Source organism: Tenacibaculum sp. SSH1-16 (assembly GCF_040104435.1).
GTDB classification, from domain to species: domain Bacteria; phylum Bacteroidota; class Bacteroidia; order Flavobacteriales; family Flavobacteriaceae; genus Polaribacter; species Polaribacter mesophilus.
Genome location: NZ_JBECOV010000002.1, coordinates 300,745 through 315,007, shown reverse-complemented (window position 1 = coordinate 315,007; position 14,263 = coordinate 300,745). Strand labels below are relative to the sequence as shown.

At 31.6% G+C, this 14,263-nt stretch carries 13 protein-coding genes; 7 read left to right on the top strand and 6 right to left on the bottom strand.

The window, feature by feature from the left end:
* Positions 1-6: 6 nt before the first annotated feature.
* From ABMY20_RS04120 to ABMY20_RS04100, 5 genes are all read right to left on the bottom strand, one after another.
* Entirely contained in the window at positions 7-1,431 is a 1,425-nt protein-coding gene (locus tag ABMY20_RS04120; protein ID WP_349264705.1) for a SusD/RagB family nutrient-binding outer membrane lipoprotein, read from the bottom strand.
* An 11-nt stretch (positions 1,432-1,442) separates the two neighbouring features.
* Positions 1,443-4,658 (bottom strand): SusC/RagA family TonB-linked outer membrane protein, encoded by a 3,216-nt coding sequence (locus ABMY20_RS04115; RefSeq protein WP_349264704.1) that lies wholly within the window; start codon positions 4,656-4,658, stop codon positions 1,443-1,445.
* Positions 4,659-4,758: 100 nt separating this feature from the next.
* Positions 4,759-5,460 carry a DUF2064 domain-containing protein gene (locus tag ABMY20_RS04110; RefSeq protein WP_239178209.1) on the bottom strand — a complete coding sequence of 234 codons (702 nt, stop codon included), beginning with the start codon at positions 5,458-5,460 and terminating at the stop codon, positions 4,759-4,761.
* Between the two features lie 111 nt (positions 5,461-5,571).
* Complete coding sequence (locus ABMY20_RS04105; protein ID WP_047787881.1) at positions 5,572-6,318, bottom strand: uroporphyrinogen-III synthase; 747 nt, start codon at positions 6,316-6,318, stop codon at positions 5,572-5,574.
* Between the two features lie 14 nt (positions 6,319-6,332).
* Positions 6,333-6,971, bottom strand: a complete 639-nt coding sequence (locus ABMY20_RS04100) for a DUF4271 domain-containing protein (protein ID WP_349264703.1) — start codon at positions 6,969-6,971, stop codon at positions 6,333-6,335.
* Between the two features lie 45 nt (positions 6,972-7,016).
* Between ABMY20_RS04100 and ABMY20_RS04095 the strand changes: the two genes are divergently transcribed.
* The 4 genes from ABMY20_RS04095 to ABMY20_RS04080 are packed head-to-tail and all read left to right on the top strand — an operon-like array spanning position 7,017 to position 10,077.
* On the top strand, positions 7,017-7,772 hold the full coding sequence (locus tag ABMY20_RS04095) for a polyprenol monophosphomannose synthase (protein ID WP_231128370.1): 756 nt from the start codon (positions 7,017-7,019) through the stop codon (positions 7,770-7,772).
* Positions 7,773-7,776: 4 nt separating this feature from the next.
* Positions 7,777-8,238, top strand: a complete 462-nt coding sequence (locus tag ABMY20_RS04090) for a GNAT family N-acetyltransferase (protein WP_159610994.1) — start codon at positions 7,777-7,779, stop codon at positions 8,236-8,238.
* 6 nt (positions 8,239-8,244) lie between these two features.
* A complete protein-coding gene (locus tag ABMY20_RS04085; RefSeq protein WP_349264702.1) occupies positions 8,245-9,585 on the top strand; it encodes a dihydroorotase in 1,341 nt (446 codons plus the stop codon).
* Positions 9,586-10,077 (top strand): DUF4296 domain-containing protein, encoded by a 492-nt coding sequence (locus ABMY20_RS04080; RefSeq protein ID WP_349264701.1) that lies wholly within the window; start codon positions 9,586-9,588, stop codon positions 10,075-10,077.
* Position 10,078: 1 nt separating this feature from the next.
* On the opposite strand, the gene ABMY20_RS04075 is transcribed toward ABMY20_RS04080, so the two are convergent.
* Positions 10,079-11,080: an SDR family oxidoreductase gene (locus tag ABMY20_RS04075; protein WP_349264700.1), complete on the bottom strand. Its 1,002-nt coding sequence runs from the start codon at positions 11,078-11,080 to the stop codon at positions 10,079-10,081.
* A gap of 62 nt (positions 11,081-11,142) precedes the next feature.
* Between ABMY20_RS04075 and tyrS the strand changes: the two genes are divergently transcribed.
* The 3 genes from tyrS (at position 11,143) to ABMY20_RS04060 (ending at position 14,205) form a co-directional block, all read left to right on the top strand.
* A complete protein-coding gene (gene tyrS, locus ABMY20_RS04070) occupies positions 11,143-12,447 on the top strand; it encodes a tyrosine--tRNA ligase (RefSeq protein WP_047787874.1) in 1,305 nt (434 codons plus the stop codon).
* Positions 12,448-12,878: 431 nt separating this feature from the next.
* Positions 12,879-13,247 carry a hypothetical protein gene (locus ABMY20_RS04065; protein ID WP_239178205.1) on the top strand — a complete coding sequence of 123 codons (369 nt, stop codon included), beginning with the start codon at positions 12,879-12,881 and terminating at the stop codon, positions 13,245-13,247.
* 163 nt (positions 13,248-13,410) lie between these two features.
* The gene (locus tag ABMY20_RS04060) at positions 13,411-14,205 is read left to right on the top strand and encodes an MbnP family protein (protein ID WP_073182234.1); all 795 of its coding nucleotides are present in this window, start codon (positions 13,411-13,413) and stop codon (positions 14,203-14,205) included.
* Positions 14,206-14,263 lie beyond the last annotated feature (58 nt).

The following is a 14,263-nucleotide window of genomic DNA, read 5'->3' as shown; positions in this document are numbered from 1 at the left end:
CTTACTTTAGTTATTCCACCAAACACCAAAATTAATACTATTACCATTAGTAGCTTGAGCAGCTAATTCGTAATTTATCTTATTTAAAGAGGCTTCTTCTGCAGGATAGGGCATTCTTACAGGAATTAAATTGTTATTTAAACTTGCTGAAATAGGGTTCAGATTAGGAAACCCAGTTCTACGATATTCTATCCACCCTTCATAGCCGTTAATAATATTAGCAATCCATTTTTGTGTAATAATTTGCTCAAGGGCTTTTGTGTCGTCAAAACTAGCAGTTGTTGTAAGGTAATCATTAGGTATGTTGGTGTTCCAATAACTAAAGGCTTGTTTGGTAGCTAATTCGTATAGTGATTTGGCATCGTGGGTAATAAGACCTTTATGAGCTGCTTCTGCTAATAAAAAATTAGTTTCCCAAGCGGTCATATAATTGGCTTGCAAATTTCCGGAATGTTCTCTAAAAATGAAGCCAGCTAATGAATAATTTCCCAATGAAATAGTGGTTTTTGAAGCGTCTATTCCGTTAATTAACCCGTTATAATTACTGGGAATATTACTAGAGGGCCTAAAAAAAGTTTGAATTCTAGGATCATTTAGCTCTTTTAAAATTTCTTCAATAGTTTTAGACATTACAAAGTTGTTAAAATCTCCTACCCGTAAACGTGCCATTCTAAAGTTATTAGGCTCTCCATCTGTAAAATTAAAAACAGCATTTTGAGCATTGTTGGCAATGTAGTTGCCATCGGTTACAATTTCTTGAAGTTCTTTTCTTGTGTTTTGTTTTGATGAAATACGGATGAGTGCTTTTATTCGTAATGAGTTGGCAAATAAAATCCAGCTATCTAGATTTCCGTTGTATAAAACATCGCCCGTTAGCGGTAAACTACCCGTGTAATTTTTAATTGCTATTATTCCCTTTTTTAAACTATCTAAAATACCTCCATCTGCTAAGTAAATAGCTTCTTGTGTGTCGTATTTGGGAGTAACAGTTTTGTTATCTCCATTAAAAGCATCACTATAGGGAACATCTCCAAAAAGATCTGTCAAAGCCATAGCCATATATGCCTTAAAAATTAAAGCAGGGCCTTCATACACTTTAAATGTTGGATTATTTTTGGCTTTGTTTAGGATAATTTCATTGTCCCTTAAATTAGTGTAAAATACAGGCCATGGATTCCCTCCTAATTGTGGTGATTTTAAAGCGTGACGATCAAATAAATTAAAATCTAAAGCAGTAAGTTGTTGACTTAATAAATTACCTGCAACAAAACCTTCATACGACATTGCCTCTCCATAATTGTAAATAACTTTACGAAATAATAAACTGGGTTCTACATCAACAGGAAAGTTAGGGTTTGTATTTATTTTTTCAAAATCACTAGTACAACTTGTTATAAGTGCTAATAGGAAGAGAGATATGTAATTTTTCATGATATTGTTTTTTAGAAGTTTACACCTAGTTTAAATCCGAAGCTTTTGGTGGTAGCATACGACATATCTTCGACACCACTAACAATTCTATTTCCTTGCACTGCTAGTTGCTCTGGATCAAAATGAGGAATGTTACTAATTGCAAATACATTTTTACCTATAAAAGAAAGAGTTACATCAGCTCCATTTTTAACGAAACCAAAGGCATTGTTTTTTAAATTGAAGGTATAACTGAAGGCAAATTGTCGTAACTTTAAATAAGAGGCGTCATAGACATTGTTTTCTTCATGATTTCTGTCGTAAAATTGTCTGTAATAACTTTCGGGAGTTATTGCAGTTGTATTTGGGGTGTATATTGGGTTTTCTGGAGTACCAGTATTTACAACCCCTTGTGGAATAATACCCGATGTTGGTCGGTAAGTTGTTTCTTTTAACTGACCAGCAACTCCTGCTAAAGCTAAGGTTCTTGAAACTAATTCTCCCCCTTGTCGCCAATCAAAAAGGAAGTTTAAATTCCAGTTTTTGTACGAAAAACTATTGTTGAGTCCCATTGTAAAGTCAGGATTGTAATTTCCTAGTTTTTTAAGTGTAGGGTCTGCAATAAAATTTCCTTCTGATGTTAAGACAAAATCACCTTTTTCATTTTTTAAGTAACCAGTTCCGTAAAAATCACCGATGCGTCCGCCTTCTTCTACTTGAAACCAAACTGTTTGATCTGGATTGTTGTATACTCTTGAATACGCCAATGTAATTCGTCCACTGTTTTGAGGTAACGATTCAATGGTGGCAACATTTTTACTAAAGTTCACAGTAGTATTCCATTTGAAGTTATTGGTTTTAAAAGGAGTGGCATTTATAACAAGTTCTACCCCTTCAGAACGTACTTTTCCGCCATTAACTACTTGTTGTTTAAAGCCTGATGAAATAGGAATTGGAAGTGATAAAATTTGATCTTTGGTAAGTGCGTTGTAATAAGTAATATCAAAAGTTAAGCGATCATTAAAAAAACGAAGATCAGCCCCTATTTCAAAAGAAGTTGTTTTTTCTGGGCGTAAGTTAGGGTTGGCAATAAAATTTTGACTTGTAAATGCTGGTTGTGAATGTACATTTGTTGTGGGGATAAAGGTTCTTGAAGTTTGATATGGATTGGTGTCGTTACCAACCTGAGCAATGCTTGCACGAACTTTTGCAAATGAAACCGTTGTAGGAAGGGGAAATAATTTACTTAAAATGACGCTGGTAGAAACCGAAGGGTAAAAGAAAGAAGTATTAGTGGTGGTAATTGGAGTAGCAAGCGCGCTAGACCAATCATTTCTACCTGCAATGTCTAAAAAGAAAATATTTTTATATCCTAATTTTATCAAGCCATATAAACTGTTGATTCTTTTTTCTGATAAAAAATTAAAAGTTTCAATGGGAGAAGCAGCGTTGTTAAAGCTAAAAATACCGGGTTGTGCTAATTCTGTAGTTTGTGTTTGTTGTGTACTAGCTTTTTGATCAAGACGATTTCCTCCTAAGGAAATATCAAGAGTAATATTATTAACTTTAGGGGTATAATTAATTAAAAAATCGGTGTTAATTTCTCTATAGGTTACTTTGTGTTCAGCATATGCACCATTCCTAAACCGATTGGAACTAAAGTTTCTTAAAAAACGCCTGTTTTCACTAGAGTAATCCATTCCTGTTCTTAGTGTTAGGTTTAGGTTATTGGTAATTTGTTGTTTTGCTGAAATATTACCAAAAACACGGTCTCTGTTAAATTCATTTCTATTTTCGTGTAATATGAAATATGGGTTGTCAAAAAAAGTATAGTTGAACGAATATTGTTGTTTACCCTCCAATCCTGGTTGCCAATAATTTTTTAAACTGTTAATGTTTAACGATCGAGGCCCCCAAGCTACTAATGAATAATTTACGTTTTCAGATCCGTATCCATTAGAAGGTCTGTTATCACTATTGCTATTTACATAATTAACATGCGAAGTAATGGTAGTGTTTTTTGAAGGGATGAATTGCAAATTAGTAGCAATTGTTTTACGATGTAAATTAACACCTGGTATAATTGATTCACTGTTAACATCGGTCAATGACAAACGATAATTCCCTTTGTTAAATCCCGATGCTATGGCAATATTATTAATCGTTGTAATACCTGTTTTATAAAAATTTATTAAGTTGTTAGGGTGTGCTATAAATGGAGTGGGGGTGATAGGAAATCCATTGTACAAAGCAGTATCACCTCCTCTAACGGTAGTGCCATCGGGTAGAGATACTGGACTGTCAAATTGAGGAATTAAAGTACCTTGGTTTAATCTTGGTCCCCAACTGTAGGAAATATTGTCGTTAGTTCCTCCACCTAACCCATTAACAAATTCAAAACGTCCAGAATTTCCTTGTCCGTATTCGTTTTGAAACTGAGGAAGTTGGAAAGCTGTGTCAATAAATAAAGAAGAATTAACACTCATTTGAAAAGCATTGCTTCCTTTTTTTGTGTTGATGATAATAACTCCATTAGAAGCTCTAGTACCATATAAAGCAGCAGCACTAGCTCCTTTTAATACAGAAACAGAGGCAATATCATCGGTGTTAACTTCCATAGCACCGTTACCAAAATCAGCTTCTTGAAAACCTGCAGCTGCCTCATTAGTATTATTAAAAATAGTATTATTGTTTATGGGGGTACCGTCTACAATAAAAAGTGGATTGTTATTGGTGAAAGATTGTTCGCCTCGTATAACGATTTTTGAAGATGAGCCAACGCCAGTAGCCCCACCACTGGTAATATTAACACCCGCTAATTTTCCTGATAAATTATCTAAAAAATTTACCGATTTAACTTCTGAAATATCTTTCTGTTGGATGCTTTGAATAGCATATCCTAGCTCTTTAGACTCTCTTTTTTTATTTAAAGCAGTAATAATTATTTCGTCTAACCCTGTATTTTCTTCTTGTAAATAAATAGATATACTCTTTTGATTCCCAACTTTAATTTCTGCTGTTTTATAGCCTATAGAAGAAAAAATTAGTATATCGTTTTTGCTCTTTATTTTTAAAGAGTAATTGCCACTATTATCTGTAACCGTTCCTTTCGTGGTGTTTTTGATAGTTACGTTAACAAAAGGAATGGGAGTTCCATTGTTTTTTGAGGTTACTTTTCCTCTAATGGTATATTGAGCATTCGCAAAGGTGGTTAGGCATAATAACAACCCCAGTAAGATTTGTTTCATGTATTTTATAAATTTTGTTTCATATTGAGAATCATCAAAGAGTAAATAAAAAGCAAAGCATTTTACTACTAAATGAATGATTGTTATGATATTGTTGCACTTAAGAAAAAATGGAAGTTCTTTGTGAAGTTGTAGGAGAACCTTTGTTGTAAAGTACTGAGGTGTATTGATATCTGTATGTGTATGAGGTGTTGTAAAAACTTTTTCTCAATAAGAGAAGTATCTTATTAATTAGATATTTTAGGAAACTGTTCGTTGAATAACGATTTAAAAAATAGATTAAATCGTTTTCTGAATCAATATCTTTTAAGTATGCGAGTTGTGATACAGAATGTTCGTTTTTTTCAAGTATTTTTTTTAGCGTACTAAATAAATCGGGAGTTTTCCAAGGAAGTGTTGCAAAACTTTTCTTGTTAAAATGTTTTTGATTAATGGCGAGTAAATAAATGCCTCCATCTATTGAAGGACCTAAAACAGGAAGGTCGTTTTGAAGATGGTCAATAGCCTTTTGTAAGTGGGAAGCGTTTAAATTTGGACTGTCATTTCCTACAACAATTATGTTATGAAACCCTTTGGCAAAAGTGTTTTCTATAGCGTTTGTAAAACGCTGACCAAAAGTAGCTCCTATTTGGTGAGTTTCATTACAAATACATATTTGAGCGTTTGTTTTTGAAGCTTCAAAAACAATCTTTTTATTTAAATAGTCAAATAACTGTTCCCCTTTTTCTAAAAACTTATTTTCAGCCTCTCTTTTAGAAGAGTTTGCAAAAATAAGAATAGCTATATTGGGTTGTTTTGACATTTATGGACTTTCCATTAATTAGAATAAAATGGAAAAGTCGAAAGAAATATATTTGCATTACAAAAAAAAGCCGCTAATTTAATTAGCGGCTTTTTAAAGCAAGTAGGCTATTTATTTTTTATTAGCTTCTTTAATATATTTTTCTAAAGCCATAGTCATTGAAGGTGTTTCTGGTGTCGGAGCAGCAATATCTACACGTAAACCTCTATCTTCAACAGCTTTAATAGTAGTGTTTCCAAAAACAGCTATTCGAGTATTGTTTTGTTTGAAATCAGGAAAGTTTTCAAATAAACTATCAATCCCTGATGGACTAAAGAATACCAAAATATCATAAAAAACATTTTCTAAATCAGATAAGTCACTGACTACAGTTCTATATAAATCCGCACGTTTCCAGTTAACTCCCAATTTATCTAATTCTTCAGGAATTAAAGATTTTAATTTATCAGAAGAAGGAAGTAAAAACTTCTCGTCTTTATGTTTCTTGATTAATTTAGTTAACTCAGGAAATGTTCTATTACCAACATAAATTTTACGTTTACGGTACACAACGTATTTCTGTAAATAATAGGCTACAGCTTCAGATTGACAGAAGTACTTCATATCATCAGGGACAGTAAAACGCATTTCTTCAGCGATTCTAAAAAAATGATCAACAGCATTTCTACTGGTAAGTATAATGGCTGTGTAATTGTTTAAATCAACTTTTTGAGCTCTTACTTCCTTTACAGGTATTCCCTCGACATGAATAAACGATCGAAAGTCAACCTTAACCTTTTGCTTTTCTGCCAAGTCAAAATATGGCGATGTTTCTGTTTTTGGTTTTGGTTGAGAGACTAAAATAGTTTTAACTTTCATAAACTTTCTCTTTATTACGTAGTTGTTGTTTTATAAAGAATTAATAGCGGTGCTATTTCAAGGGTGCAAAAGTACAAAATAAAATAAAACAACTTACTAATTACAAGTTTTTTATTATTTGTTAAAATTAAAAAGACCCTAAAAACAAGCAAGATACAGAAAGAATAAATTAAGAAAAGTTTATTTGTAAAAGTGTATTGATACAGTATGATAATGGGAAATAACCAAATGCTAAGAACATATAAATAACCCGATTTTGTATATAAAAAATAGCTTACGGTTTTAGATAAACCAAGAATATTTGCCAATGCATAATCTAAAAAAAAACGAACAGAAAAATATACAGAAACAAACAAGAAGAGTCCTAAAAAAGCTAGAAAACTATGAGAATATATTTCTGATACTAAAGTGAAAAATAAAAATAAAGAAATAACAATTATAGAAAAAGAAAACAGTAACAATTTAAAAGGTGTGAAAAAAGAAACACCTTCTTCCATTCTTTTATGAAAAAAACCAGGAGTTACAAAAGCAATAGTATATCCATATAACTTAGTAGGTTTTAGTAGCTTCATCATAGCCAATAATACAATAGCTAGTATGATAACTAAAGTAATCCAATTATCATTATATACAACTCTTTCTATTGCTTTCAATTGTTTTTATACTTTTTTAATTAACACAAAATTAGTAATAAATAAATGTATCTTTGCCCAGATTTATATGAAAATTACATGAAGTCAGACGCTTTAATCATAATTCCTACGTATAATGAAAAAGAAAACATTGAAGCTATTATTCGAGCAGCCTTTAGTCAAGAAAAGGTGTTTCATGTGTTGGTTGTAGATGATAGTTCCCCTGATGGAACTGCAATAATTGTAGAAAAGTTACAAAAAGAATTTCCTAATCAGCTTTTTATTGAAAAAAGAAAAGGGAAAAGTGGATTGGGAACTGCGTATATTCATGGTTTTAAATGGGCAATTTCTAAAAAATACAATTATATTATAGAAATGGATGCTGATTTTTCACATAATCCAAAAGATCTTATCAAATTATACAATGAATGTGTTAATAATGGAGCAGATGTAGCTATTGGTTCAAGATATTCAGTAGGGGTAAATGTTGTTAATTGGCCAATGAGCAGAGTGTTATTGTCTTATTTTGCATCAAAATACGTACGGTTAATAACCAGAATGCCTATTCATGATACGACAGCTGGTTTTGTATGCTATAAAAGAAAAGTTTTAGAGACAATTAAGTTAGATAAAGTTAAATTTGTAGGATATGCTTTTCAAATTGAAATGAAATACAAGGCATGGAAGCACAAATTCAATATCAAAGAAGTCTCAGTTATTTTTACTGATAGAGTCTTAGGAAAGTCTAAATTAAGTAAAGGCATAATCAAAGAAGCTGTTTTTGGAGTGATAAAAATGAGAATTAACGGATTACCGAAATAGGAGAATGACCACAATTACGACAAGAGAAGCAAAAAAAGAAGATTTAGAAATCTTGTTAGGGTTTGAACAGGGTGTAATAGAAGCTGAAAGACCTTTTGATTCATCACTGAAGGAAGGAAAAATTAGTTACTATAATCTGAAAGAAATGATTTTTGCTGACAATGTACATTTAATTGTGGCAGTATCTGGAGATGAAATTGTGGGGTCAGGTTATCTCAGAATAGAAAAATCTAGAAGTTATCGTAAAAATGAACATAATGGATATATTGGTTTTATATATGTAAAACCTAATTTTAGAGGTAAAAAAATAAGTGCTTTAATTTTGAATTCGTTAAAAAATTGGGCAAAAAGCAAAGAAATACGAGAGTTAAGACTTGATGTTTACAACGACAATTTATCAGCAATAAAGGCGTACGAACGCTTTGGTTTTAACAAAAGTTTGATTAACATGAAAATGGAAATTTAGTAGAAAATGAAACAATCATATTTAATTAAAAACGCACAAATCGTTAACGAAAACAAGGTTTTTAAAGGCGATGTTTTAATAGAAGGAGAATTTATTAAGGAAATAGGAGAAAACATAATTCCTACAGGTGATGTATTAATGGTAGATGCAGAAGGAAAGTTTTTAATTCCTGGTATGATTGACGATCAAGTACATTTTCGTGAGCCAGGTTTAACACACAAAGCAAATATAGCTACAGAAAGTAAGGCAGCAATTGCAGGAGGAATTACTTCTTTTATTGAAATGCCAAATACAGTACCTCAAGCAACAACTCAAGAATTATTAGCAGACAAGTTTGAAATTGCAAGTAAAACATCGTATGCTAACTATTCGTTTATGTTTGGTGGAACTAATGACAACTTAGAAGAATTGTTAAAAACGAATCCAAAAGACGTTGCGGGAATTAAACTATTCTTAGGCTCTTCAACAGGAAACATGTTAGTTGATAATGAAGAAGTATTAGAAAAAATATTTTCATCAACTAAGATGTTAATTTCTGTGCATTGTGAAGATGAAGCAACCATTAGGAAAAATACAGAAGAGTACAAAGCAAAATATGGTGATGATATTCCTATAAAATACCATCCGTTAATTCGTAGTGAAGAAGCTTGTTATTTATCATCTTCAAAAGCAATTGAATTAGCAAAGAAAACAGGAGCACGTTTACATATTTTCCACTTATCTACAGAAAAAGAAACGCACTTATTTCGAAATGATATTCCGTTAGAGGAAAAACAAATTACGGCAGAGGTTTGTGTACATCACTTATGGTTTACCGATGCAGATTATGATAAAAAAGGAACACACATTAAGTGGAATCCTGCTGTGAAAACACAAAAAGATAAAGATGGATTATGGAAGGCGTTGTTAGATGATAGGATTGATATAATTGCAACCGACCATGCACCGCATACCTTAGAAGAAAAGGATAATATGTATACAAAGGCACCTAGTGGAGGTCCATTAGTACAGCATGCAGTTCCAGCTATTCTAGAAAAGGTGAAAGAAGGAGTACTGTCAATAGAAAAAGCAGTAGAAAAGATGAGCCACAATCCAGCGAAAATCTTCAAAGTTGAAAAAAGAGGATTTATAAAAGAAGGTTTTTATGCTGACTTGGTTTTAATTGATGCAGATAAGAAATGGACTGTTGATAAAGAAAATGTGTTATATAAATGCGGATGGTCTCCGTTTGAAGGTGTTGAGTTTTCAAATCAAATAACACACACTTTTGTAAATGGTAACTTAATGTATAACGAGGGAATTTTTAACGAAGAAATTAAAGGGAAACGATTATTATTTAACAGATAAATGAAGTCTTTTTTTTACATATGTATTGGTTTGTTTTTGGTGTCGTGTACAAGTAATACGATATACAAAAAGCCTGATAATTTAATTCCGAAAGATTCTATGATTTCGTTACTAACCGATATGTATATTGCTTCTTCTGCCAAAAATCAAAAAAATAAGTTTTTAAAGAGAGAAAAAAACTATATGTTTTTGGTATACGAAAAGTATAGAATTGACAGTGCTCGCTTTGATGCTAGTAATATATATTACACTTCTATGGTTGATGAGTATACTGAAATTTTAAATAAAGTAAAAAAGAACATTGATTCATTATACGTTTTATATAGAAAAAAGCAAGAGGTTCAAGATTCAATAAAAGGAATTAAAAAGGAAGGAAAATTAAAAAGAGATACAATTTTAGATAAAGAACTATTATTGAATGATCTTCCTAAAGAATTAATAAAAAGAGAAGATAGAGAGTTTGAAAAAAAGGACTTAAAGAAAATTAAGTAACTTACCTTTTAAACTCTTTAGAAACTCTAGTAATTACATCATTCACTGATTCAAAATCAAAATTAAGTTGTTCTATAATTTTTTTAGCAGTATAGAACGATTTGTTGTGAGCAGATTTTGCAGAGTTCTTAGTTAGTAAAGGCTCCTTACCAGTAAGCTTTGTTAAAAACCAGTCAATTTTCCAAAATATTGAAGTAGCAATCTGTCCTACTTTTTTAGAGGGTCTCTTTTTATTTAGGTTATCAGCAATACTAAATAAAACATCTTTAAACGATTTGTTTTCTGAAACAAGAATAAAACGTTCATTTTTTATGTTAGAATTCATTAGATCTATCATAGCCTTCACCACATCATTTACTCCAACAAAACCAGTAACACCTTCAGTATAAAAGTTTAATCCATTACTTATTTGGGTAAACATCTTACCAGAGCCTTCATTCCAAAAACCTCCTCCTAAAATTACACCAGGATTCACAATTACTACACTTAAATCTTCTTGGCTACCTCTCCAAACTTCCATTTCAGCACCATACTTGGTAATTGCATACCCATGATTTTCATCAGTATCAAGCCATTCGTTTTCTTCGTTAATTGGTTTTCCATTAATAGCGTTACCAACAGCAGCGATAGAGCTTACAAAACAAAACTTATCAACATTCGCATCAATAGCAAAGTTGATTAAGTTGGCAGTTCCTTCAATGTTTACCTGACGCATTTTTCTATAATCTTTTGGGTTAAAAGAAACCAATGCAGCACAATGATAAACCTGTGTGATGTTATCAAATACAGGTTCTAGGGAAGGAATATCAGTAATGTCAGCTTGTATCCATTCGATTTTAGAAAAATACTGTTGCACATCGTTTGTGTAAAAAGAAAAGATTTTTTTTACATGCTCACGCTTTTCTTCAGTTCTAAAAATAGCTCGAATCTTGTCGTTTTTTTGGCTTAAATGATATAATAAATGTGAGCCTACTAAACCTGTTCCTCCTGTAACTAAAATCATAAAGCGAATTTAGTTTATTTTGGTTGATAAACTTATCTTTGCTTCTTTAAAAATAGAATAAAATGACCAAGAATTTAGTAGAAGAATTACAATGGCGTGGAATGATTCACGACATTATGCCAGGAACCGAAGAACAACTTCAAAAAGAAATGACGTCGGTTTATATTGGCTTTGATCCAACTGCAGATTCGTTACACATTGGTAGTTTAGTTCCAATTATTTTACTAGTTCACATTGAAAAAGCAGGGCATCAGCCAGTAGCTTTAGTAGGAGGTGCAACAGGTATGATCGGTGATCCAACAGGAAAATCAGATGAGCGTAATTTATTAAATGAAGAGGCTTTAGCTAAAAACGTAGCAGGTTTAAAAAGAACATTAGGTCGCTTTTTAGACTTTGATAACGGAGCTAAAAATTCTCCTTTATTAGTAAACAATTACGATTGGATGAAGGACTTTTCATTTATCGAATTTGTACGTGATGTTGGTAAGAGAATCACTGTAAACTACATGATGGCAAAAGATTCTGTAAAAAAACGTATTACAGGAGAAGCGGGTAACGGGATGAGTTTTACAGAGTTTACGTATCAATTAATTCAAGGGTATGATTTCTATCACTTATATAAAACCTTAAACTGTAAATTACAAATGGGAGGTTCTGACCAATGGGGTAATATTACCACAGGTACTGAACTAGTCCGTAGAATGACACCAGGAGAGGATGCAAAAGCATTTGCAGCTACTTGCCCATTAATAACAAAAGCTGACGGTTCTAAATTTGGAAAGTCTGAAGGAGGAAATGTTTGGTTAGATGCAGATAAAACGTCAGTTTACAAGTTTTACCAATTTTGGCTAAATACTTCGGATGAAGATGCTGAAAAGTATATTAAAATATTTACGTTTTTAGATAAAGAAACTATTGATGCTTTAATTGCTGAACATAAAGAAGCACCACACCAAAGAGCATTACAAAAGAAGTTAGCTGAAGAAGTAACAATTTTCGTACATTCTAAAGAAGAGTTAGATAAAGCGATTGCTGCTTCAAATATTTTATTTGGAAAGTCAACAGCTGACGACTTAAAGAATTTAGATGAACAAACCTTTTTAGATGTGTTTGATGGTGTACCGCAAGCTGAGGTAACATCGGAAGACATAGCTGAAGGCTTAGATATGATTGCAGCCTTAGCCGCTAAAACTGGATTCTTAAAATCAAACGGTGATGCAAGAAGAGCTTTAAAAGAGAATTCAATATCAGTAAATAAAGAAAAAGTAAGTGAAGACTTTGTTATCACTTCAAAAGACCTTATTGCTGATAAATACGTGTTATTACAAAGAGGTAAGAAAAATTACTTTTTATTAAAGGTAGCATAAAGAAAATCGTAGGCAAAAACTAAAAAAGCCCTTAAAAGAAATTTCTTTTAAGGGCTTTTGTTTATAATATATAAACAAACGTGAGAAAATAGTTGTTAATTACGAAACTGCTTTTAAATCAAATGTTAAAGGGCACCTTTTACAATTAACACCTTTCTTTTGATATTTGTTACAGCATTTACTTTTAGGCTTAATACAATTACTTGTACATGCGGAGCTGCAAAAAGTAACTTTTTCTAGTCTCTTAATAGAAGCTTTAGAGGTAACTTTCTTGGTTTCAGTATAAAAAACAATCATTATTCTTCAATAAAATCTTTGCAAAGATAAGTTTTTTATTTAGAACAAATTAAAATAAAACAAAAAACATGTATTTTTATTATTGATTATAAGTAGGGATAATCGTATCTTTGCGTGAGAAAAAAGTCCTTTTTTTGATAAAAAAACTAAGCATATATTTTTTTGTTGCACTCTACATGATAGCCATGTTGCGCCCAATAGCTCCTTTTGTTGAGTATGCAATAAATTATGATTATATATCAAAAGTTTTATGTATTAATAAAGATAAGCCAGAATTAAACTGTAACGGTAAGTGTCAGTTAATGATGGAGCTTGAAAAACAACAAGACGACGACTTTAAATCGCTACGAATCTCGATGGAAGAATATCCTATTGGGTTTGTTTCTATTCTTAATATAAATTTAGAAGAAAAACAGTTTGTAAAAGAGAAAGGAACATTTTCTTATAAAAAAAACTATCACTACTTATTTAATAAAGAAGTATTTCATCCTCCTATTATTTAATCTTCATAATTGGCTAAAATTACTACTAATTGGTTACAAATAACGTAATCAAAAGAGTAGACTATTGTAAAATAAAAACAAGATTAAAACACAATTTACAGGCAAAAACTTTAATGATGCTCAGCATTGTTAAAGAAGTACTGTAGTATATAAAAATTAAAAGATGAAAAAAATATTAGCTATCATAGCTTTTGCTATGGTGTTCACTTCATGTAGTGACGATGAAATAATTAATGATAAATTAGAAGGAAAAAACGAAGTAGTAATAGAGTTCGATAACGGTTTTGCTGAAGACAAGCTTTTATTAGGGACTTCAACATACACGAACGGAAATGGAGAAGTATTAACTGTAAATTCTTTCGATTATATCGTAAGTAACTTTGTGCTTGTAACAGAAGAAGGAGAAGAATTTGTATACCCTAAAGAAGAAAGTTACTTTATAATTAGTGAAGGAGGAGGAGACAAACCTAAGAAAATTCAAATATCACTTAAAGACGTACCAGCAGGAAAGTATACAAAAGTTAAATTCGGAATTGGTGTAGATCAAGAACGATTTAAAGAAGGACAAGCTGTTCAGCAAGACTTTTGGACTTTAGCAGAAAAATACAATTTAACTTGGAGTTGGCAAGCGGGTTATAAGTTTGTGGTTTTAGAAGGAAATTACAAAGAAAACACTACTAGTGATGAAAAACAATATATGCTTCATATTGCAAGTAGAGGAACAACAGTAGATTTATATAAGGAAGTAGAATTACCTATGGATGCTGCTATTGTGAGTAAAGAACAATCGCCACAGTTGCATATTAAAGTAGATGCCAATACAATGTTAGATGGTAAATCTAAAATTAAACTTTCAGAAGGTGCAACTATTATGGGGGGAGATAAAGCAGCTACCATAGCAGAAAACTATACTGAGATGTTCATGGTTCACCATGTACATCATACAAACCATCATTAATTAACACATCTAATCAAAAAGAATAGGGTGAAAGTTCACTCTATTCTTTTAAGTGTAA